At 73.2% G+C, this 19,676-nt stretch carries 18 protein-coding genes and 1 tRNA gene; 8 read left to right on the forward strand and 11 right to left on the reverse strand.

The genetic code is table 11. The features are described from left to right. Nucleotides 1–106 precede the first annotated feature (106 nt). The 4 genes from ABD976_RS27110 to ABD976_RS27125 all read left to right on the forward strand — a co-directional run bounded on the left by ABD976_RS27110 (nucleotide 107) and on the right by ABD976_RS27125 (nucleotide 4,652). Nucleotides 107–289 carry a hypothetical protein gene (locus ABD976_RS27110; protein ID WP_345367917.1) on the forward strand — a complete coding sequence of 61 codons (183 nt, stop codon included), beginning with the start codon at nucleotides 107–109 and terminating at the stop codon, nucleotides 287–289. 155 nt (nucleotides 290–444) lie between these two features. Further along, nucleotides 445–1,593, forward strand: coding sequence for a cysteine desulfurase family protein (locus tag ABD976_RS27115; RefSeq protein ID WP_345367918.1), 1,149 nt, complete (start codon nucleotides 445–447; stop codon nucleotides 1,591–1,593). A 31-nt stretch (nucleotides 1,594–1,624) separates the two neighbouring features. Next, nucleotides 1,625–2,527, forward strand: coding sequence for an SMP-30/gluconolactonase/LRE family protein (locus ABD976_RS27120; RefSeq protein ID WP_345367919.1), 903 nt, complete (start codon nucleotides 1,625–1,627; stop codon nucleotides 2,525–2,527). 436 nt (nucleotides 2,528–2,963) lie between these two features. Next, nucleotides 2,964–4,652 (forward strand): AfsR/SARP family transcriptional regulator, encoded by a 1,689-nt coding sequence (locus ABD976_RS27125; protein ID WP_345367920.1) that lies wholly within the window; start codon nucleotides 2,964–2,966, stop codon nucleotides 4,650–4,652. 4 nt (nucleotides 4,653–4,656) lie between these two features. Here ABD976_RS27125 and ABD976_RS27130 read toward each other — a convergent pair whose 3' ends face one another. The 8 genes from ABD976_RS27130 to ABD976_RS27165 form a co-directional block, all read right to left on the reverse strand. After that, complete coding sequence (locus ABD976_RS27130) at nucleotides 4,657–6,372, reverse strand: ABC transporter ATP-binding protein (RefSeq protein ID WP_345367921.1); 1,716 nt, start codon at nucleotides 6,370–6,372, stop codon at nucleotides 4,657–4,659. Next, on the reverse strand, nucleotides 6,372–6,800 hold the full coding sequence (locus tag ABD976_RS27135) for a lasso peptide biosynthesis B2 protein (RefSeq protein WP_345367922.1): 429 nt from the start codon (nucleotides 6,798–6,800) through the stop codon (nucleotides 6,372–6,374). The genes ABD976_RS27130 and ABD976_RS27135 overlap by 1 nt, the downstream gene beginning before the upstream one ends. A gap of 16 nt (nucleotides 6,801–6,816) precedes the next feature. Continuing rightward, nucleotides 6,817–7,065 (reverse strand): lasso peptide biosynthesis PqqD family chaperone, encoded by a 249-nt coding sequence (locus ABD976_RS27140; RefSeq protein ID WP_345367923.1) that lies wholly within the window; start codon nucleotides 7,063–7,065, stop codon nucleotides 6,817–6,819. Beyond that, nucleotides 7,062–8,891, reverse strand: a complete 1,830-nt coding sequence (locus ABD976_RS27145; protein WP_345367924.1) for an asparagine synthase-related protein — start codon at nucleotides 8,889–8,891, stop codon at nucleotides 7,062–7,064. Before ABD976_RS27145 ends, ABD976_RS27140 begins: the two co-directional genes overlap by 4 nt. Before the next feature lie 64 nt (nucleotides 8,892–8,955). Then, nucleotides 8,956–9,072 carry a keywimysin-related RiPP gene (locus tag ABD976_RS27150; protein WP_345367925.1) on the reverse strand — a complete coding sequence of 39 codons (117 nt, stop codon included), beginning with the start codon at nucleotides 9,070–9,072 and terminating at the stop codon, nucleotides 8,956–8,958. 50 nt (nucleotides 9,073–9,122) lie between these two features. Beyond that, nucleotides 9,123–9,926 carry an AfsR/SARP family transcriptional regulator gene (locus ABD976_RS27155; RefSeq protein WP_345367926.1) on the reverse strand — a complete coding sequence of 268 codons (804 nt, stop codon included), beginning with the start codon at nucleotides 9,924–9,926 and terminating at the stop codon, nucleotides 9,123–9,125. 96 nt (nucleotides 9,927–10,022) lie between these two features. Then, nucleotides 10,023–10,475: a DUF6508 domain-containing protein gene (locus ABD976_RS27160; protein WP_345367927.1), complete on the reverse strand. Its 453-nt coding sequence runs from the start codon at nucleotides 10,473–10,475 to the stop codon at nucleotides 10,023–10,025. 194 nt (nucleotides 10,476–10,669) lie between these two features. Further along, nucleotides 10,670–10,743: transfer RNA gene (locus ABD976_RS27165), tRNA-Leu, on the reverse strand. 131 nt (nucleotides 10,744–10,874) lie between these two features. Here ABD976_RS27165 and ABD976_RS27170 point away from each other — a divergent pair. After that, nucleotides 10,875–12,266 (forward strand): amino acid permease, encoded by a 1,392-nt coding sequence (locus ABD976_RS27170; RefSeq protein ID WP_345367928.1) that lies wholly within the window; start codon nucleotides 10,875–10,877, stop codon nucleotides 12,264–12,266. A 196-nt stretch (nucleotides 12,267–12,462) separates the two neighbouring features. Beyond that, nucleotides 12,463–13,068 carry an ANTAR domain-containing response regulator gene (locus ABD976_RS27175; RefSeq protein ID WP_345367929.1) on the forward strand — a complete coding sequence of 202 codons (606 nt, stop codon included), beginning with the start codon at nucleotides 12,463–12,465 and terminating at the stop codon, nucleotides 13,066–13,068. 49 nt (nucleotides 13,069–13,117) lie between these two features. Here ABD976_RS27175 and ABD976_RS27180 read toward each other — a convergent pair whose 3' ends face one another. After that, on the reverse strand, nucleotides 13,118–13,537 hold the full coding sequence (locus tag ABD976_RS27180) for a PaaI family thioesterase (protein WP_345367930.1): 420 nt from the start codon (nucleotides 13,535–13,537) through the stop codon (nucleotides 13,118–13,120). A gap of 87 nt (nucleotides 13,538–13,624) precedes the next feature. Between ABD976_RS27180 and polA the strand changes: the two genes are divergently transcribed. Beyond that, the gene (polA, locus tag ABD976_RS27185; protein ID WP_345367931.1) at nucleotides 13,625–16,318 is read left to right on the forward strand and encodes a DNA polymerase I; all 2,694 of its coding nucleotides are present in this window, start codon (nucleotides 13,625–13,627) and stop codon (nucleotides 16,316–16,318) included. 192 nt (nucleotides 16,319–16,510) lie between these two features. Then, entirely contained in the window at nucleotides 16,511–16,909 is a 399-nt protein-coding gene (locus ABD976_RS27190; protein WP_345367932.1) for a VOC family protein, read from the forward strand. A 42-nt stretch (nucleotides 16,910–16,951) separates the two neighbouring features. On the opposite strand, the gene ABD976_RS27195 is transcribed toward ABD976_RS27190, so the two are convergent. Together ABD976_RS27195 and ABD976_RS27200 are read right to left on the reverse strand one after the other, a co-directional pair. Beyond that, entirely contained in the window at nucleotides 16,952–19,015 is a 2,064-nt protein-coding gene (locus ABD976_RS27195; RefSeq protein WP_345367933.1) for a YhgE/Pip family protein, read from the reverse strand. Continuing rightward, nucleotides 19,012–19,659 carry a P-loop NTPase family protein gene (locus ABD976_RS27200; protein WP_345367934.1) on the reverse strand — a complete coding sequence of 216 codons (648 nt, stop codon included), beginning with the start codon at nucleotides 19,657–19,659 and terminating at the stop codon, nucleotides 19,012–19,014. The genes ABD976_RS27195 and ABD976_RS27200 overlap by 4 nt, the downstream gene beginning before the upstream one ends. Nucleotides 19,660–19,676 lie beyond the last annotated feature (17 nt).

Below are 19,676 nucleotides of genomic sequence, written 5' to 3' on the forward strand. Positions count from 1 at the left end.
CTGACGCGGAGTACCGCAGCGCGGGGTTCGCCGCATCGTCCTCCGCCTGGCTGGAAAACCCGCGCGGTCCTGTGCCGGGACGCCGAACCGGCGGAGAATCGTTGCCATGACGTCGAAGGAGAACCCCTGGGAGATCGCCCTGCGCCAGCTCGAGGTCCTCGCGGCGAGCCAAGAGGAGTTGACCGCCGAGCAGTGCCTGCAGTTGGGCCAGCTCGCCGCGCAGATCGAGATCGCGGACCGGCTGCGGCGCATCGAGAGCTCGCTCGACCCGGGTGTCGCCAGGAGCTGAGGCCGACCGGCCGGGGCCCGCGCCGGGTCCCGCGTCTCGTGCCGAGACCGCCGCTGCCGCCCCGCCGAGGTGCGCTGCGAGAACCTCTGAGGCCGGGGCAGGCGGCGAGCGTTGCGCTACCGTGCGCACGTCCCCGACATCGCAGGAGGTCCGGCGTGGCCGAACTCCCAGCCGCTCTCGCGGCGGGGCCGATCTACCTGGATTACAACGCCACCACACCGGTCGACCCCCGGGTCGCGGAGGTGATGTGGCCGCACCTCGCGCACTGGTTCGGCAATCCCGGCAGCGCGCACCGCTACGCGGAGGAGCCGAAGCGGGCGCTGGCCGAGGCGCGGGGACAGGTGGCCGACTGGATCGGCGCGGCGCCGGACGAGGTGGTGTTCACCGGAACGGGTTCGGAAGCCGACCAGCTCGCGATCCGGGGTGCGGTGCTCGCGGCTCGCTCGCCACGTCCGCGCGTGATCACGCAGGCCACCGAGCACCCCGCGGTGCTCGCGACGTGCGAGGCGCTGCGGCGCTTGCACGGAGCGCGCGTCACCGTCCTGCCCGTGGACGGCGAGGGCGTGGTCGACCCCGACGCCTTGTCCGAGTGCTTGGACGACGACGTGGTGCTGGTGTCGGTGATGGCCGCCAACAACGAGACGGGGACCTTGCAGCCGGTCGGCGAACTCGCCCGCCGGTCCCGGGCGGCCGGAGCGCTGTTCCACTGCGACGCCGCTCAGGCGGCGGGCAAGATCCGGCTGGACGTCGGGGCGCTGGGCGTCGATCTGCTGACGCTGGTCGGGCACAAGGTGTACGCCCCCAAGGGCATCGCCGCGCTCTACGTCCGGGACGGCGTCGCGCTGGAGCCCGTCGGCTACGGCGGTGGTCAGGAACGCGGGCGGCGCGCGGGGACGGAGAACGTCGCGTCGGCCGTCGCGTTCGGTGCGGCCGCCGGGATCGCCGACCCCGAACGGGAACGCATCACCGCGCTGCGCGACGAACTGCACGAACGGCTGGTGGCCGCCTTGCCCGGACGGGTCCGGCTCAACGGACCGGTGGCGGAGCGGTTGCCCAACACCCTGAACGTCAGCATCGACGGCGTGGCGGGCCACGCACTGCTGGCCGCGGTCCCCGGCGTGGCCGCATCGACCGGTTCGGCCTGCCACAGCGGCCTGCGCACCCCGTCGCCGGTGCTGACGGCGATGGGCTTGTCCCGCGAGCGGGCGTTGGGCGCGCTGCGGTTGTCGCTGGGACGCTGGAGCACACCGCAAGACGTCCGGGCGGCGGCCGACCTGCTGGTCGAGGCCGTGACGACGCTCTGAATCCGGCGGAACGACGCGGAAGAGGTGGATCGTGGACACGATCAGGACCGAGTTCGAGGTGCTCGACGAGCGGTTCCGGAACTGCGGGGGCGACCAGTGGGTCGAACGGCTGCACACCGGGTGCCGCTGGACCGAAGGCCCCGCGTACTTCGCCGGCGGCCGGTACCTCGTCTTCAGCGACATCCCGAACGACCGGGTGTTGCGCTGGGACGAGACCACCGGGGCGGTCGGCGTCTTCCGGCAGCCCGCCGGGTACGCCAACGGGCACACCACCGATCGGTCGGGCAGGCTGCTGTCCTGCGAGCAGGGTGAGCGGCGGATCACCCGCACCGAGCACGACGGCACCACCACCGTGCTCGCCGAGCGCTACCGGGGGATGCGGCTGAACAGCCCCAACGATCTCGTCGAGCACTCGGACGGTTCGGTCTGGTTCACCGACCCCGCCTACGGCATCGACAGCGACTACGAAGGGCACCGCGCGGAGAGCGAGATCGGCGCATGCCACGTCTACCGGATCGACCCCGGCACCGGCGAGGTGCGCGTGGTGGCCGATGACTTCGTCCGGCCCAACGGCCTGGTGTTCACCCCGGACGAGACCACCTTGTACATCAGCGATACCGGTGCCGATCCCAGCGTCATCCGCCGGTTCTCGGTGACCCCGCAGGGCGGTCTCAGCGGGGGTGAGCTGTTCGCGACCAGCGACGCGGGCGGACTCGACGGGATCCGGATGGACGCCGAGGGACGGCTGTGGGCGGGCGCCCACGACGGGCTGCACTGCTTCGACCCGGACGGCACGCTGCTGGGCAAGCTGCGGCTGCCCGAGGTCACCTCGAACCTGTGCTTCGGCGGAGTGGAGCGCAACCACCTCTACATCACGGCGACGACCTCGCTGTACTCGCTGCGGGTCAACTTCAACGGCGCCCCGCGTCCCTGATCGACGGTCGTTGGCCGCTCGTGGGGCGTGCTGAGAACGTCGGGTGCACCCGGTTCGCGCTGTTGTGGGCGCCGGACCGATCGCCACCGGCTGCCTGGCCGGTCGCGGCTTCGGCCTGCGCGGCGTGGTGTCCTACGGGAAGTCCGCTGGCCCCACCATCGTGCCGCGGTGCGCTCGGACCCGGACCGACCACCGTCGCCCCGCTGCTGTCCCCGTTCTCCTGCAGCCCTCCTCGGCCGGGTACCGCGCCGCCTCGCTCGACCACGTCACACGGGCGTGTGGGGACGCGTCAGCGCGGCCGGTCGGCGCCGGGAACGCGCGTAATCTGCGAGATCGCGCAGGGAGTCCGCTCGGGGGATGGGGGCTGCACATTCAATCCACGCGCTACCGGATCCTGGGGATCTGCGAGGTGCGTTCGGGTGCTGGGTGGCGCGCGGTGACGGCGCCGAAAACCCGGGCGCTGCTGGGAGTGCTGCTGGCCGCGGCCGGCCGGGCGGTGACCCGGTCGGCGCTGTGCGAGGAGCTGTGGGGTGCGCGGCAACCGCCGTCGGCGGACAAGACCCTCCAGCTCTACATCAGCAGGTTGCGCCGGGTGCTGGGCGATCCGCGCGGTACGCGGCTGGTCACCGTGCCGTTCGGCTACCGGCTCGCGGTGCGCCCGGGTGAGCTCGACGCGCATCGCTTCGACGACCTCGCCGCCCGGGGGCACCGGGCGCTGGAGGCGGGGGAGCACGCGGCGGCCGTCCGGGCGCTGGAAGCCGCGCTGCGGCTGTGGCGCGGTCCGATGTGGGCCGGGCTGGAGCACGTTCCCGCGCTGGCCGCCGAGTCGATGCGCTGGGAGGAACGGCGGCTCGAGGTGCAGGACCGGTACTTCGACGCGGTGCTCGGCACCGGCGGTCACCGCGACGTGCTCCCCCGGATCCGCGCCGCGGTGCGGGACGACCCGCTGCGGGAGAGCACCTGGGCGCGATTGCTGCTGGCGCTGCACCGGGACGGGCGCTCGACCGAGGCGCTGCGGGCCTACGCGGCGGCCCGGCGCAGGTTCGCCGAGGAGCTCGGTGCCGAACCCGGCCCCGAGCTGCGCCGGATCCACCAGCGGTTGCTCGCCGAGAGCGCCGGTGCCGAGCCGGTGTGCCAGCTCCCGCCGCCGGTGGCCGACTTCGTCGGCCGCCGCGTCGAGCTCACCGAGCTGCGCCGCGGCGTCGGCGGAGCGGGCCCGCTGCTGGTGACGGGACCACCGGGTGCGGGCAAGACCGCGCTGGCCGTCCAGGTCGCGCACGCCGCACGCGCCGACTTCCCCGGTGCGCAGCTCCACGCGGACCTGCGCGGTTGCCGCGGCCGACCCGCCGATCCGGCGAAGGTCCTCGGCGGTTTCCTCCGTGCCCTCGGCGTGGCCGAGCCGCCGTCGTCCCTCGGTGAGCGGGCGGCGGAGTTCCGGGCCCGGCTGGCGGACCGCCGGGCGCTGGTGGTGCTCGACGACGCAGCCGACGAAGCCCAGGTCCGTCCGCTGCTGCCCGGCGCCGGGCCGTGCGCCGCGCTGATCACCAGCCGGTCCCGGCTCGGAGGACTGGAAGGGGTCCGGCGGTGGGAGCTGGACGTGCTGCCCGCCGACGACGCGGGCGAGCTGATCAACCGGGTGGCGGGCGGTGCGCGGCCCCGCGACGTCACCGCGCTCGTGCGCTGCTGCGGACGGCTCCCGCTCGCGCTGCGGATCGTCGGCGCCCGGCTGGCCACCGGCACCCGCAGCGCCGCCCGGCTGGCCGAGGACCTCGCCCCGGAGGAGCACCGGCTGGACGGGCTGGTGATCGGCGACCTCAACGTGCGCACCCGCCTGGCCTCGAGCTACCGGCGGCTCGGCCCGCAGGCCCGTCGCGCCTTCCGCTGCGTCGGAGCGCTGGGCGCCGAACCGGTCCCGGCCGGGCGGGTGGCCGCCGCGCTCGGCGTCGACGCGGCCCGGGCCCGCCAGTACCTCGACGAACTGGTCGCGGTGCACCTGGTCGAACCGGTGGGGACGCCGTCCGCTGTCCGGTTCCGGATGCACGAGCTGATCCGGTTCTACGCCCGCGAGGTGGCGCTCGCCGAGGTGGCCGCCGCGCGCGGCGGCCACCTCGCATCGGCCCGCTGAGCCGTCATGCCGCGCTGCCTCCGACCATCCGGCGGTAGAACGCGCTGGTCCGCAGCACCTCGTCGTGGTCCCCGGACGCCTCGATGCGCCCGTCGGCGAGCACCACCACCCGGTCGGCGGCCTGGATGGTGGAGAACCGGTGGGCGATGACCAGCACGGCCCGTTCGGCCGCGATCCGCCGCAGGGCGGCGGTGAACACCGCTTCGGTGCGGCCGTCGAGCGCGGAGGTCGGTTCGTCCAGCAGGAGCACGTCGGGATCGGTGACCAGCGCCCGGGCGATGGCGACCCGCTGGCGCTCCCCGCCCGAGAGCGTGCCGCCGCGTTCGCCGAGGACCGTTTCCAGGCCCTGCGGCAGCCGGGCCACCAGGCGCTCCAGCCGCACCGCGCGGATCACCTCACGAAGGGTGCGCTCGTCGACCCCTTGGTCGGCGTAGCAGAGGTTCTCCCGCAACGTGCCGTAGAGCACCGGCGAATCCTGGTCCACCAAGGCGATCCGCGCCCGGTAGTCGTCCAGCGCGATTTCTTCGGCGTCCACACCGGACAGCAGGATCCGGCCGCCGCGCGGCGGGTAGAAGCGCATCAGGAGTGCGAACACAGTGGACTTCCCGGCCCCGGATTCGCCCACCAGCGCGGTGCATCCGCGATGCGGCAGGTGCAGCGACATCCCGCGCAACACCGGTTCGGCGCCGTAGTCGAAGTGCACGTCCTCCAGCGCCAGTACCGCGGCGCCGCCGCGGCGCGCGGGGGGAGCGGCGCCGGCTGCGGGATCGTCCTCGACCGGCAACGTCAACGTCTCCTCGACTCGGCGCAGGGCCCCGCTGCCCTCGTGGATCGTGGCCAGCGCCTCGAACGCGGTCGCGGTCGGGGTCGTCAGGTACGTCATGTACAGCAGGAACGCCACCACGTCGGCCAGCGAGCTGGTTCCGGTCGCCACCCGGAGGCCACCGATCAGGAGCACCACCAGCATCGAGCCGTTGACCGCGAGCTCCATCGCCGGCACGGCCAGCGAGCGGTGCCAGGCCATGGTGACCCCGGCGTCGTGCGCTTCGGTCGCCCGGGCGCTGATCCGGGCGTGCTCCCGGGATGTCGCTCGGCTGGCCCGCACCGTCCGGATCGCCCCCAGCGCCCGTTCCAGGTCCGCGCTCAGCGCCCCGAGCGCCCGCTGCGCGTGCAGCGAGGCCGAGCGCAGCCCGGCGAAGGCGGTGCGCAGCGACAGGCCCGCGATCGTGATGGTCACCGCGACGACCAGGAAGAGCTGCCAGTCCAGCCACAGCATCAGCACCACCGAGGACACCAGGCCGAGCAGACCGGTGACCAGGTCGATGATCCCGTGCGCGAGCAGCGCCCGGATGGCCGCGCTGTCGGTGCCGGTGCGCGAGAGCAGATCGCCGAGCCGGTGCCGCTGGTAGACGTCCATGCGCAGGCCCAGCAACCGGTCGATCAACCGCCGCCGCACGCCGAGCACGACACCTTCCCCGGTGCGCTGCAGCACGTAGTGCGACGCGGCCCGGACCGCCGCCTGCGCCACGAACAACCCGGCCAGCAGCGCCACCAGCGCCCAGGCGATCCCGCCGTCGCGAGTGCGTTCGATCAGCTCGCGGACCACCAGCGGCTGCGCCATCGCCGCCGCCGAGGCGAGCAGCGCGAGCAGCAGCGCGCGCACCAGTTCGCGTCCCCGGCCGCGCAGCAGGTCCGCCAAGCGCCCCAGGTCGTCGCGCATCAGCGTGCTGCGGGCGGGACCGACAGCAGCGGCCGGAAGTAGTCGGCGGACACGTTCTCCCCGACCGGGACCCCCTCCGCCTCCACCCAGGCGTGCGCGGCCAGCGGCGGGACCTTGCGGACCCCGACGTGCCAGGTGGGCCAGCAGCCCCGCAGCCGGCACAGCAGCGCGACGGTGATCGACCGGCGCAGGCAGCCCTCCCGACCGGCGCAGGGCAGGCTGACCCGCTCCAGGGTCAGGCGCGCCCGCGCGGCCTCGGCGACGGTGGCCGGACGGGCTCCTCGGGACACCGCCGAGAGCACCCGGGCGACCCGCTGCGGGGACTGGGCGGCGAGTGCTCCGCCGCCCCAGGACAGGGCCCGGACCGACCAGCGCCGCAGCACCGGTACCCGGCCCGGGTCGTACGGGAGGGTCTCGGGTGTGGTCATCGGCGTCCTTCCCCGGTCAGCGCAGGATTCCGGTCGCGCGCAGCTCGGCCACCAGCGCGGTGACGTCCGCCGCGGCCGTGTCGAGGTCCACCTCGTACTCGCCGGCGAGGGCACGTGCCGCCACCGGTTCCGCACCGCCGTCCAGCAGGGTTCGCAGAATCAGCGCACCGGAGGGGTTGAGGTCCCAGTACGTTCCGCGCACCACGTCGAGCAGCACGATCCCGTAGTCGGTCTCGGTGAGCACCAGGTTTTCGGCCAGCGTCATCGCACCTGCTCCACGTCGGTCGGGGCGCCCGCGAGCCGCCGGAGCCACATCTCGCACGCCACGCTCGGGAACAGGTGCGCGGTGAAGTCCTGCGCGGTCGCCGATGTCGCTGACACGTGCTGGTGGAAGGCCCGGCGGTCCAGCAGACCGAGCTCGGCCAGCCGCGATTCCTCGAAGTACTCGAGGATCGCCCGTCGGTTGCGCACGATTCCCTGGTGTTCCACGGCAGATCCCTCCGCTTTCGTAGCGCGGTCGAGCGAGACGTCCGGGACGATGCCGCGCATCGCCTCGGCGAGCAGCGGCTTGTACCGCCACCGGGAGATCCGGTCCTGGGCGCGCACCGACAGGCCCGCCTCGATCACCCGGTCGTCGTAGAACGGGGCGTGCACGGTGACCCCATGCCGGGCCGCGACCGGTCCGAAGGCCCGCAGCATTCCGGAGCAGGCGACCATCATGGTGAGATCGCGGTGCAGGCCTCGAACCTCGGACAGCGGCCGGGCGGATCGGCTGGCCTCCCGAACGCGCTGCTGGGCCAGCCGCACCGCCTCGACCGGCGTCCACGGGCCGAAGGCGGCGACCGCGCCCCAGTCCAGAGCCGGGTGCCGCGTCCCGGGCGGCGGTCCGCCGAGCCGGTCGGCGAACCGGCGCATCCAGTTGCCGTAGGAGCGCGGGTCGAGCGCCTGGCGCGCCGTCTCGCCCCGCGGCCAGCGCCCGTTGGCCCGCGAGGCCCGCAGGTTGCGCAGCGCCAGCCCCGGATCGGTCCGCAGGTAGGAGGTGAACCACGCAGGCGAGCCGTGCAGCAGTTCGTCCCCGCCGTAGCCGCCGAAGTGGTCGGTGCACCCGGACTCGGCGACGAGCCGGAACAGCGCGTCCAGCCGGCCGTTCTCCACGCTGATCGGGCTCGGTTCGTCCAGCGCGGGAGGGGTCGCGGCGAAGTCCTGGTAGACGACCGGCATCACGTCGGTGCGGACCACTTCGTGCGCGACGCCCAGGGCCGCGACGGTCCGCCCGGCGAACACCAGGTCGTCGTCGTAGGGGTCGGGGCTGGCGACGGTGAACGCCCGGAGCTCCACGTCTTCGCGGGCGAGCAGCCCGCACACCGCCGTGGAGTCGACCCCGGCGAGGTCGCAGCTCGCCCGTGCGGGGCGGGCGGTGCGGACCCGGACCGCGTCGGTGAGCGCGTCCTGCAGCGCCGCCGCCCCGTCGGCCAGCGAGCGCGTCGGCTCCGGCGGTCGCCACCACCGCACCTGCCGGGCCGCTCCCCGAGGCGGGACGACGACGTAGTGGCCCACGTCCACGGCGTCCACCCCGGTGAACAGCGGGGCGATGCCCAGCGGGTGCGGGACGGCTTCGCCGAGCAGTCGCAGCCCCAGCAGCGCCGGGTCGACGTCGAGCCCGAGCAACCACGCCAGGACGTCCGCGCGATCGGAGACCAGGACGAGGCCGTCGGGCGTCGAGGCGTGCACCACCCGGCGACCGTGCAGCACCGGGCCCTGCACCCGCAGTTCACCGTCGACCGACGCGATGAGGTGGAACGATCCCGGCTCGGACCGGGCGAAGGAGTCCAGCGAGGCGTGCGAGCGCAACCGCGCCTCCAGCACGTCGTGGTCAACCCGGTGGACGCCGAGCGCAGCCGCGTGCCGCCCCCTGCCCACGGCGATGCACAGGTCCTCGTCGGGCCATCGGCCCAGCAACCACGGGCGCCCGCTCGGGTGGCGCAGCGACCGGGTGGCGTGCTGGCGAGCCCGGTCGTACCAGGGGAAGACGTCCGGGTGATCGGGCAGCACGAGGAACCACGGCACCTCGGGTTCCGGGAACGGGAGCACGGGGCCTCCAGCGGGTCGCGCCGGTGCGGGCGGTGGAACCGGGTCCACCGCCCGCACCGAATGATCAGTTGTGGGTCCGGCGGGCGCCGAAGCCGTCGCGGTGCGCGCCGAGGAAGTAGCCGGTGTCCTCGCTGAACGTGCCGGCCTTGCGCACGGTCGGACGCTCGTAGCTCTTGCGCATGGTGCTCTCCTCTCCACTGCGAGCGCGGTTCTCGCACTCCGGCAGGGAATCTAAGGACGAGTGCTTGCCGACGGCTTGTCGCGGGCTTGCCGCGCCGGACGGAGTTCCGGGTCGTTGCGGAGGATGCGTTCGTGCAGCCGGAGGAGTTCGGCGGCGGGTTCGATCCCGTGCTGCTCGGCCAGGCTCTGCCGCACCCGGCGGAACGTCGCCAGCGCTTCGTCGTCGCGCCCGCACCGGTGCAGCGCCAGCATCAGGTGCTCCACGCTCCGGCTGCGCCCCGGGTGGTCGGCCACCAAGGCGGTCAGCTCGGGGATCAGGCGGACCGGATCGCCGTGCGCCAGCACCAGCGCGTCGCGCGCTTCGACCACCCGCAGCCGCCGTTCTTCCCAGGGGCGGACGAGCCGGGCGCGGCAGGACTCGGGAACCAGGTCGACCAGCGCCTCACCGCGCCACAGCGCCAGCGCCTGCTCGTAGAGCCCGATCGCCTCGACACCGCCCACCGCGTCGGCGCGTTCGGCCAGGCCGCGGAACCGGAGCGCGTCGACCCACTCCGGATCGGCGCGCAGCAGGTAGCTGTGCCCAAGCGTGCGCACGCCCATGGCGGGCCCGGTCACGTCACCGAGTCGCGCCCGGATCCGCGAGATGTGCGACTGGATGCAGCCCGCGGCGGTCGGTGGTGGCTCGTCGCCCCACAGCACCTGCGCGAGCGCACCCACCCGCACCGGCCGGTTCGCGTTCAGCACCAGCGCGGCGAAGACCATCCGGCGCTGGTTCGGCCCCACGTCCACCTCGACGGCCCCGTCCCAGATCCGGAAGGGCCCGAGCACCTCCACCCGCATCCCGACCTCCCGCACGAACGTCCTGGGCGGATCATGGCCGGAGCAGGTAGCAGAACGGTGTCATCGCCGGGGGCGCCTCAGCTCGGCACGGCTGCCCGGATGCGCGCCGGGTCAGGACCGGACGAGCGGGAGCACCGCCTCCTTCAGCCGGGAGGCGGCCGCGACGAGCGAACCGTTCTCCAGGCACGAGGCGACGAGGCCGTCGGCGATGCGCTCCCCGTGCATGATGGTGACGAGGAAGGCCGCCACGTCGGGCAGGGCCGTGTTCCGGACGTCCGCGGCCGACCTGGGCAGGTCGCGGACCCGGTCGCTGTCGATCCCCGCGCTGTCGAGGAGTCGGGCGGCCTTGCCGAGGACGCCGAACGCGGTGTCCGAGTAGCGGAACCACCCGACCTGGACCACCCCGTTCGCCTGCCGCTCCAGCGGGACCCACTCGACGAGCGACGCCTCCTCCGCGACGGCCCGTTCCAGCTCCTCGGCGGCGGCGACGAACTGCGCCGCGAGGGAACGAGGGGCCCGCTCGAGCGCCGCGAGGAAATCCTGGGAGGAAAGGTCGGCGACCACGCCAGCACCCTAGCGCCGACCACCACCGCCCACGGGCGGATCGCGCGGATCGACGGGACTCCGATCTCGCGTGAGCGCCCGAGTCCGGCCCCGAGGGCCCGTTTCGCATGGGTTTCGCATGGGTTTCGCATGGACGAGTCGCGGCACCCGGCGCGGAACCACCGACGTGCGCACCGCTGACCTGCGGTTTTGAGTGCCCCCGGTGCGACTCGAACGCACACTGGACGGATTTTGAGTCCGCTGCCTCTGCCGATTGGGCTACGGGGGCTGGTCCGGTGCCAGCATACGGGATGGCTGATCATCCGGGTGCGGGTGGTCGGTCCGGCCGGTTCGCGGGCCCTGGTCCGGTGATCGACTGCGGGGTAGGTTCGCGGCACCGCGAGCGATCCGGAGGTTGCGATGGTCGGTGGTGCGGAGGCGGAGCTGCCGGAGCGCGACGGGCTGCGGCGGAGCCTGAAGAACCGGCACCTCCAGATGATCGCGCTCGGCGGCATCATCGGGGCGAGCCTGTTCATCGGCAGCGGCGCGGTGATCTCGACGGTGGGTCCGGCCGCCGTGCTGTCGTACGCGATCGGCGGGGCCATCGTCGTGCTGGTGATGCGGATGCTCGGCGAGATGGCCACCGCGGCTCCGACGCTCGGGTCCTTCATGGAGTACGCGCGGTCCTCGCTCGGCGACGGCGCGGGATTCACCATCGGGTGGTTGTACTGGTACTACTGGGTGGGCGTGGTCGCCTTCGAGGCGGTGGCCGGTGCGCAACTGCTGAACCCGCTGGTCCCGGTCTTCCCGCAATGGGTCCTGTCGCTGGTGCTGATGGTGGTGCTGACCGCCGCCAACCTGGTTTCGGTCCGCTCCTTCGGGGAGACGGAGTTCTGGCTGGCCTCGATCAAGGTGATCACGATCGTCGTCTTCCTGCTGTGCGGGACGATCTTCGTGCTCGGGCTGTGGCCGGGTTCGGAGTTCTCGGTCGGCAACATCGCCCTCGACGGGTTCGCCGCCCACGGCGGCTTCGCGGTGCTGCACGGGGTGGTGATCGTGATCTTCTCCTACTTCGGCACCGAGATCGTCACCATCGTCTCCGCCGAGTCCGACGAGCCGGAGAAGTCCGTCGCGAAGGCCACCCGGGCGGTGGTGTGGCGGGTGCTGCTGTTCTACGTCGGCTCCATCGCGCTGCTGGTGATGATCACGCCGTGGCGGCAGATCCCGGACGGCGACGTCAGCCCGTACGCGGCGGCCTTCGCCCGGTTCGGGCTGCCCGCCGCCGGGGCCGTGGTCAACGTCGTGGTGTTCACCGCGGTGGTTTCGGTGCTCAACTCGGGTCTGTACACCGCGTCCCGGATGCTGTTCGCGTTGCAGCGCAGGGGGTTCGCGCCGAGCTGGATCCGCGACCTCAACGGGCGCGGGGTGCCGTGGAAGGCCATCCTGCTGTCCACTGTGGCCGGATATGTCGCGGTGGTGGCGAGCTTCGTCGCGCCGGACACGATCTTCTACTTCATCATCAACTCGGCGGGCGCGGTGGCGTTGTTCATCTACGCGCTGATCGCCGTCTCGCAACTGCGGATGCGCCGCCGCCTGGAGCGGGAGGCACCGGAGCGGCTGACCCTGCGGATGTGGTGGTTCCCCTACCTCACCTGGGCGACGCTCGGGCTGATCGCGGTGGTCGTGGTGACCATGACGGCGCTCCCCGAAGTTCGCTCGCAACTGCTGTTGAGCCTGGTCAGCGCCGCTGTCATCGTCCTCGTCTACGTCGGGCTCGTCCGGCCCCGCCACCGGCGCGCAACGGGCCTGTGACGAGCTCGTCACGCGGCGCTGCGGCTCGCGCCGCCACCGACCGCCTATTCTCTGTGGTGGACGGGCATCGGAGTGTGATGCGCAAGATCCGTGGCCGTTCTCACCCAGCCGCACATACCGCCTCTGAACTGCGTAAGCTGCACTTTCCGGTGCGGAACCGCACCGGCGGACCCGAGGATTGACCAGGAGGAATCCGGTGACGACGCCGGCCGCCGAGGACAACGAGGCCAAGCCTGTCGAACGTCGCGTGCTCGTGGCCGAGGACGAGGCGTTGATCAGGCTCGACCTGGTGGAGATGCTCCGCGAAGAGGGATACCAGGTGGTCGGAGAGGCCGGGGACGGGCAGGAGGCCGTCCGGCTCGCGGACGAGCTGCGCCCCGATCTGGTGATCCTGGACATCAAGATGCCGAAGATGGACGGCATCGAGGCGGCGTCCAACATCGCCGGTGAGCGCATCGCCCCGGTGGTCATCCTCACCGCCTTCAGCCAGCGGGACCTGGTGGAGCGCGCCCGCGACGCGGGGGCGATGGCTTACCTGGTCAAGCCGTTCGCCAAGCGCGACCTGGTCCCGGCGATCGAGCTGGCGGTCTCCCGGTTCACCGAGGTGCAGGCGCTGGAAGCCGAGGTCAGCAACCTGACCGAGCGGCTGGAGGCGCGCAAGACGATCGAGCGGGCCAAGGGCCTGCTGATGAACAACCACAACCTCTCCGAGCCGGAGGCGTTCCGCTGGCTCCAGCGCACCGCGATGGACCGGCGCACCACCATGAAGGCCGTGGCGCAGGCGGTGCTGGACAACCTCTGAGCGGGGCCCCGCCGCCCGCACCGCCGCGCGATGCGGGCGCCGGGGGCGATCACGCCGGCGGCTGGTCGCGCAGCACGCAGGTCAGCCGGGCGGTGCAGGTCCGCCGCTCCTGCTCGTCGGTGATGGTGATCTCGTAGGTCGCGGTGGCCCGCCCCCGGTGGATCGGCGTCGCGACCCCGGTGACCACGCCCTCGGTGGCCGCCCGGTGGTGGGTGCAGGAGAGCTCCAGGCCCACCGCGATGCGGTCGTTGCCCGCGTGCAGGGCCGAGGCCACCGACCCCAGCGTTTCGGCCAGCACCGCGTTGGCGCCGCCGTGCAGCAGCCCGTAGGGCTGCCGGTTCCCCGCGACCGGCATGGTCCCCACCACACGTTCGGGGCTCCACGAGGTGAGCGTGATGCCCATGCGGTCGGTGAGCTGTTCCCGCGCGGTGGCCAGCACCGCGTTCAGCTCGTCGTCCCCGCTGGTCATGGCTTCATTGTCCGGTCGGTCCGACACCGCCTCGGCCTCCTTCGCCTCGCTGAACCGCTGTCGTGGTCGGAGCCTAGACTCCGGGCCGTGACGCACTCCGAGGACCGACGCCTGCTGCTCATCGACGGCCACTCGATGGCCTACCGCGCCTTCTACGCCCTGCCGAAGGAGAACTTCCAGACCGGCACCGGGCAGCACACCAACGCGGTCTACGGCTTCACCTCGATGCTGATCAACCTGCTCCGCGACGAGCAGCCCACCCACCTCGCGGTCGCCTTCGACGTCTCGCGCAAGACCTTCCGCGCCGAGACCTTCGCCGACTACAAGGCCAACCGCGGCGCCACCCCGGACGAGTTCCGCGGGCAGGTGAGCCTGATCCAGGACGTCCTCGGCGCGTTGAACATCCCGGTGCTGAGCAAGGAGGGCTTCGAGGCCGACGACGTCATCGCGACGCTGACCACCCAGGCCACCGGCTCGGACTTCACCGTCGCCATCTGCACCGGCGACCGGGACGCCCTGCAGCTCGTCACCGACGCCGTCACGGTGCTCTACCCGACCAAGGGCGTCTCGGAGCTGACCCGCTTCACCCCGGAGGCGGTGCACGACAAGTACGGGTTGAGCCCCGAGCAGTACCCGGACTTCGCCGCGCTGCGCGGCGACCCCTCGGACAACCTGCCCAAGATCCCGGGCGTGGGGGAGAAGACCGTCACCAAGTGGATCCAGCAGTTCGGCTCGCTGGCCGGGCTGGTCGACCGGGCGGACGAGGTCAAGGGCAAGGCCGGTGACGCCCTGCGCGAACACCTCTCCTCGGTGATGATGAACCGCCAGCTCACCGAACTGGTCAAGGACGTCCCGCTGGAGCTCGCCCCGGAAGGGCTGGAGCTGCGCCAGTGGGACCGCGACGCGGTGCACCGGCTGTTCGACGACCTGGAGTTCCGGGTGCTGCGCGACCGGCTGTTCGCGACGCTGTCCAGCGCCGAGCCGGAGGTCGAGGAAGGCTTCGCGATCACCGGCGGCACGCTCGAACCGGGTGCGCTGGCGGCGTGGCTGGACGCGCACGCCCGGACCGGGCAGCGGGTCGGTCTCGCCTTCGCCGGGCAGTGGGCGCGCGGCCACGGCGACCTGACCGGCATCGCGCTGGCCACCGCCGACGGCCACGGCGCCCACGTCGACGTCACCGCGCTGACCCCGGAGGACGAGGCGGCGCTGGCGGGTTGGCTGGCCGACCCGGCGCTGCCCAAGGCCGGGCACGACGTGAAGGGGCCGCTGCACGCCCTCGCCGACCGGGGGTGGTCGATGGCCGGGCTGACCAGCGACACGGCGCTGGCCGCCTACCTGGTGCGCCCGGGCCAGCGCTCGTTCGACCTGCCCGACCTGGTGGTGCGCTACCTGCAACGGGAGCTGCGCGCCGAGCAGGGCGCCGACGACGGTCAGCTCTCGCTGCTGGAGGACGAGTCCGAGGCCAAGGAGCGGGCCGCGGCGGTCGACCTGGTGCGGGCCCGCGCGGTCGCCGAGCTCGCCGCCGCCCTCGACGAGGAACTGGACCGGATCGACAGCCGGAGCCTGCTCACCGACCTGGAGCTGCCGCTGCTGGCGGTGCTGGGCGAGCTGGAGGCGGCGGGCATCGCGGTGGACGCCGACGGTCTCGAGGAGCTCGGCGAGCGCTTCGCCGTCCGGGTGCGGCAAGCCGCGCAGGAGGCGTACGGGGTGATCGGCAAGGAGATCAACCTCGGCTCGCCGAAGCAGCTCCAGGTGGTGCTGTTCGACGACCTGGAGATGCCCAAGACCAAGCGCACCAAGACCGGGTACACCACCGACGCCGAGGCGCTGCAGACGCTGTTCGAGAAGACCGAGCACCCGTTCCTGCAGCACCTGCTGGAGCACCGCGACGCGACCCGGCTCAAGACCACGGTGGAAGGTCTGGTGAAGTCCATCTCGGACGACGGCCGGATCCACACCACGCTGAACCAGACGATCGCGGCGACCGGCCGGCTGTCCTCGACGGACCCGAACCTGCAGAACATCCCGATCCGCACCGAGGAAGGCAGGCGGATCCGCGAGGTCTTCGTGGTCGGTGGCGGTTTCGCGGAGCTGATGACCGCCGACTACAGCCAGATCGAGATGCGGATCATGGCGCACCTGTCCGGTGACGAAGGGCTGATCGAGGCCTTCCGGACCGGGGAGGACCTGCACACCTTCGTGGCGGCGCGGGCGTTCTCGGTGCCGATCGCCGAGGTGGACCAGGAGCTGCGCCGCCGGGTCAAGGCGATGTCCTACGGCCTGGCCTACGGCCTGTCGGCCTACGGTCTCGCGCAGCAGCTCCGGATCGGCGCCGAGGAGGCACGCGACCAGATGGAGGCGTACTTCGCCCGGTTCGGCCGGGTTCGCGACTACCTGCACGAGGTGGTGGACCAGGCCCGCAAGGACGGCTACACCTCGACGATCCTCGGCCGCCGCCGCTACCTGCCCGACCTGGTCAGCGACAACCGGCAGCGCCGGGAGATGGCCGAGCGGATGGCGCTCAACGCGCCGATCCAGGGCAGCGCGGCCGACATCATCAAGGTGGCGATGCTGGGCGTGCACCGGGCGCTCACCGACGGCGGGCTGCGGTCGCGCATGTTGCTGCAGGTGCACGACGAGCTGATCATCGAAGTGGCCGACGGCGAGCGCGAGGAGGTCGAGAAGCTGGTGCGCGAGCAGATGGGCTCGGCGTTCCGGTTGGACGTTCCGCTGGAGGTCTCCGTCGGCGTCGGCCGGTCCTGGGATTCCGCCGCGCACTGACGGGTTTCGGGACAGTTACGAAACGTGCCTTCCCCGGCGGGGACCGGGGCGGATGCGGTGGAGTGTGCGCCATCCCCGGACGGCCCGGATGGCGCTGCGGCGCCGCGCTCCGGATAGCCTGCCAGGGCCGCCACTGGCTGTGGACGGGCAGCTCGACCTGCGGGCGCCGTTCGCGAAGAACCGAGGAGGAGCATGATCAGCATCGACAGAGTGGACCACTTGGTCCTCACCGTCGCCGATGTCGATCGGGCAATGGAGTTCTACGAGCAAGTCCTCGGCATGACGCCGGTGATCTTCCCCGACGACCGGCGGGCGGTCAGCTTCGGCCAGCAGACGATCAAGCTGCACGCGGCCAGCGAGCTGGTGGCGCCGACGGCGACGCACCCGGTGCCGGGCTCGGCGAACCTGTGCTTCATCACCGGGGGCGCGCTCAGCGACGTGCAGGAGCACCTGCGCGCCCACGACGTGCGGATCGAGGAGGGCCCGGTCAGCCGCACCGGCTCCACCGGCCCGATCACCTCGCTGTACTTCCGCGACCCGGACGGCAACCTGATCGAGATCGGGCGCTACGACGAGCCCGTCGAGGAGTGAGCGGGCGGCGGTCCGGCCCGCGGGTCCGGACCGCCGCGCCGGTCACAGCGCCAGTTCGGGGCGCAGGCGCGCCGGGGTCCACACCCGCTGCCGCCAGGCCGCGACGGTGCTCAGCACCAGTCCGGCCGCGAAGTAGCTCAGCAGCACCCCGACGGCGACCACCGATCCGGTGGCCGGCCCGCCGTAGATCAGGTGCCGCAGGCCGTCGACCACGTAGCTCAGCGGCAGCACCTGGTGCAGCGGGTGCAGCGGCTCCGGGATGGTCTGCCACGGGAACGTGCCGCCCGCGGTGACCAGTTGCAGGATCAGCACCACGAGCGCGATGAACTTGCCCTTCGGCCCGAAGGCCGCGTTCAGCGCGTGCACCACCGCGGTGAAGGCGAACGAGGTCAGCACCAGGAAACCCAGCGTCGCCCACGGCCGCGCGGGCTGGATGCCGACCGCGTGCACCACGACCACGTGCAGCAGCACGGCTTGGGCGAGGCCGAGCACGCCCGCGGGCAGCCACCCGCCGAGCGCCACCCGCCACGGCGCCACCCCGGCGGCCAGGGCCCGGGCCGACAGCGGGCGCATCAGCAGGAACAGGACGAACCCGCCGACCCACAGCGCGAGCCCGAGGAAGAACGGGGCCAGCCCGGCGCCGTAGGTGCCTGCCTCGACCTGCGCGTCGGTGTCGATCGCCACCGGGTCGCCGATGGTGTCCGCGGTGGCCCGGCGGGTCGGGTCGTCGGGGTTCGGGATGTCGCCCGCACCCCGGCCGAGTTCGGTGGCGAGGGTGCCCGCGCCGTCGGCGAGGTCGCGCGAGCCGTCCGCCAGCGCCGCGGTGCCGTCGTCGAGCCGCGCGGCGCCGTCGGCGAGCTCGCGGGTGCCCGCCAGGGCCTGCTGCTGGCCGTCGGCGAGTTCCCCGGCGCCCGCGTCGAGTTCCCCGCTGCCGCGTTCGAGCTCGCCCGCACCGGCGGTCAGCTGGTCCACCGCTCCGGCTAGCCGCGGTGTGGCCTCGGCCAGGGCGCGGTTGCCCTCGGCGACCCGCTGCGCGCCGTCGGCCAACGTCCGGAGCTGCCCGACCTGGGACTGCACCCGGTCGTTGGCATCGGTCAAGGGGCTGCCGAGCCGGTCGAGCCGTTCGGTGATCCCGCCGACCACCTCCTCGCCGACCCCGGCCTGCCGGAGCTGCCCGGCGATCCGCTCGGTGGTGGCGTCCAGGTCGTCGACGAGGTCCTGGGACGCCCCGCTGAGCACCTCCGCCCGGTCGGCCAGCCGGTCGTTGCCCGCGGCGACCTGCTCGGCGCCGTCGGCCAGCGCCGCGGTCCGCTCGGGCAGCGGGGCGGTGGCGTCCTGGAGCTGCTGGAGGCCGCCGTGCAGGGCGGTGCCGCCGTCGGCGAGCTCCCCGGTGCCCTCGGCGAGGCGGTCCGCCCCGGCGGCGAGCCGGGTCTGCCCGTCCAGCAGCGTCCCGGCCCCGTCGGCGAGCTCCCCGGCGCCTCGTCCGGCCTCATCGAGCCCGTCGCGCAGCCGGGTCGCGCCGTCGGCGAGCCGACCGGCCCCGTCGGCGGCCTCGACGGTCTTGTCGTGCACGGTGCTGAAGCCGAGCAGGAACCGCTCGGCGGCCTCGCTGCCCGCGTCGGCCGCGACGCCGGTGCGCACCTCGGCGGCGACCGTCTCGGCGATGGTGCCCACCAGGTAGTTGTTGGTGTCGTTGGTGATCAGCCGCAGCCGGGCCTGCTTCGGCTCGAAGTCGCCGGGGGACAGCAGCGCGGCGGAGAAGTCCGGCGGCACCACCAGCGCGAAGGTGTACTCGCCGGTGGCGACCCCGCGTTCGGCCTCGGCCTCGCCGGTGCGGTGCCAGTCGAACGACCCGGAGCCGACCAGCTCGTCGTGGACGTCCTGCCCGGCGTGCAGCCGGGAGCCGTCCTCGCGCTGGGCGCCCCGGTCGGCGATCACCACGGCCGCGGGGACGGAGTCGAGCCGGCCGTAGGGATCGGAGTTGGCGTAGAGGTACATCGCACCGTAGAGCAGCGGCACCAGGGTGACGGCCACCAGCGCGAGCTTCGGCAGCTTGCCCGAGGTCAGCCTGCGCAGTTCGGTGATGGCGAGGCGGATGCTGGTCATCGCGCACCTCCGGTAGCGGGGTCGTGGTCGTGGTCCGCGCCGATCCGGGCCGCGGGCACGCCCAGCGCGCGAGCGGAGTGCGGGGCGCACAGGACGGCCACCGCGAGACCGCTCGCGGCCCGCTGCCGGGCCGGCGAGTACCAGTCGAGGGGATGGCCGCCGTGGCGGTCCGGGGCGTCCAGCACCAGCGCGCGCACCCGGGGGTCGGCGCAGGCGAGATCGAGCAGCAGCCGGATCCGCAGGTGCGGTGGGAGGAGTTCGAAGCGGTCGTCGGCGTGGTGGGCCACGCCGCTGTCGTCGAGGCGGCGGCGGACCCGGCGCCGACCGGAGCGGCGTCCGGCGAGGCTGAGGCCTTCGGCCACGGCGGTGCGCACCGGGACCGAGTCGTCGGGCGCGGTGATGCCGGGCGAATCGACCAGCGCGGTCCGCCTGCGCAGGCCCCGCGGGTCCAGCGCGCCGTCGTGCCGCACGGTGCCTCGGTCGGGACGCAGCCGTCCGGTCAGCGCCAGGCCCAGCGCGGTGGGGCCCGCACCGGGCGGGCCGGTGATCAGCAGCAGCGCGCCGGCGCGCAGCCGCAGCGAGGTGGGGGCGAGCACCGGGCCGTGCGCTCCGGTTGCCTCGACCTCCGAGGCGACGATCTCCACTGGACTCCTCGACTCCC

It is taken from the genome of Saccharopolyspora cebuensis (assembly GCF_039542665.1).
Classification (GTDB): Bacteria; Actinomycetota; Actinomycetes; order Mycobacteriales; family Pseudonocardiaceae; genus Saccharopolyspora; species Saccharopolyspora cebuensis.

What these genes read in the sequence shown, in the direction of transcription:
- ABD976_RS27140 (WP_345367923.1), bottom strand. Translation starts at nt 7,065, where the DNA reads ATGACGCTGGCCGAAAACCTGGTGCTCACCGAGACCGACTACGGGATC.
- ABD976_RS27180 (WP_345367930.1), bottom strand. Translation starts at nt 13,537, where the DNA reads ATGACCAGCGGGGACGACGAGCTGAACGCGGTGCTGGCCACCGCGCGG.
- ABD976_RS27195 (WP_345367933.1), bottom strand. Translation starts at nt 19,015, where the DNA reads ATGACCAGCATCCGCCTCGCCATCACCGAACTGCGCAGGCTGACCTCG.
- ABD976_RS27130 (WP_345367921.1), bottom strand. Translation starts at nt 6,372, where the DNA reads ATGCGCGACGACCTGGGGCGCTTGGCGGACCTGCTGCGCGGCCGGGGA.
- ABD976_RS27135 (WP_345367922.1), bottom strand. Translation starts at nt 6,800, where the DNA reads ATGACCACACCCGAGACCCTCCCGTACGACCCGGGCCGGGTACCGGTG.
- ABD976_RS27110 (WP_345367917.1), top strand. Translation starts at nt 107, where the DNA reads ATGACGTCGAAGGAGAACCCCTGGGAGATCGCCCTGCGCCAGCTCGAG.
- ABD976_RS27170 (WP_345367928.1), top strand. Translation starts at nt 10,875, where the DNA reads ATGGTCGGTGGTGCGGAGGCGGAGCTGCCGGAGCGCGACGGGCTGCGG.
- ABD976_RS27150 (WP_345367925.1), bottom strand. Translation starts at nt 9,072, where the DNA reads ATGCGCAAGAGCTACGAGCGTCCGACCGTGCGCAAGGCCGGCACGTTC.
- ABD976_RS27190 (WP_345367932.1), top strand. Translation starts at nt 16,511, where the DNA reads ATGATCAGCATCGACAGAGTGGACCACTTGGTCCTCACCGTCGCCGAT.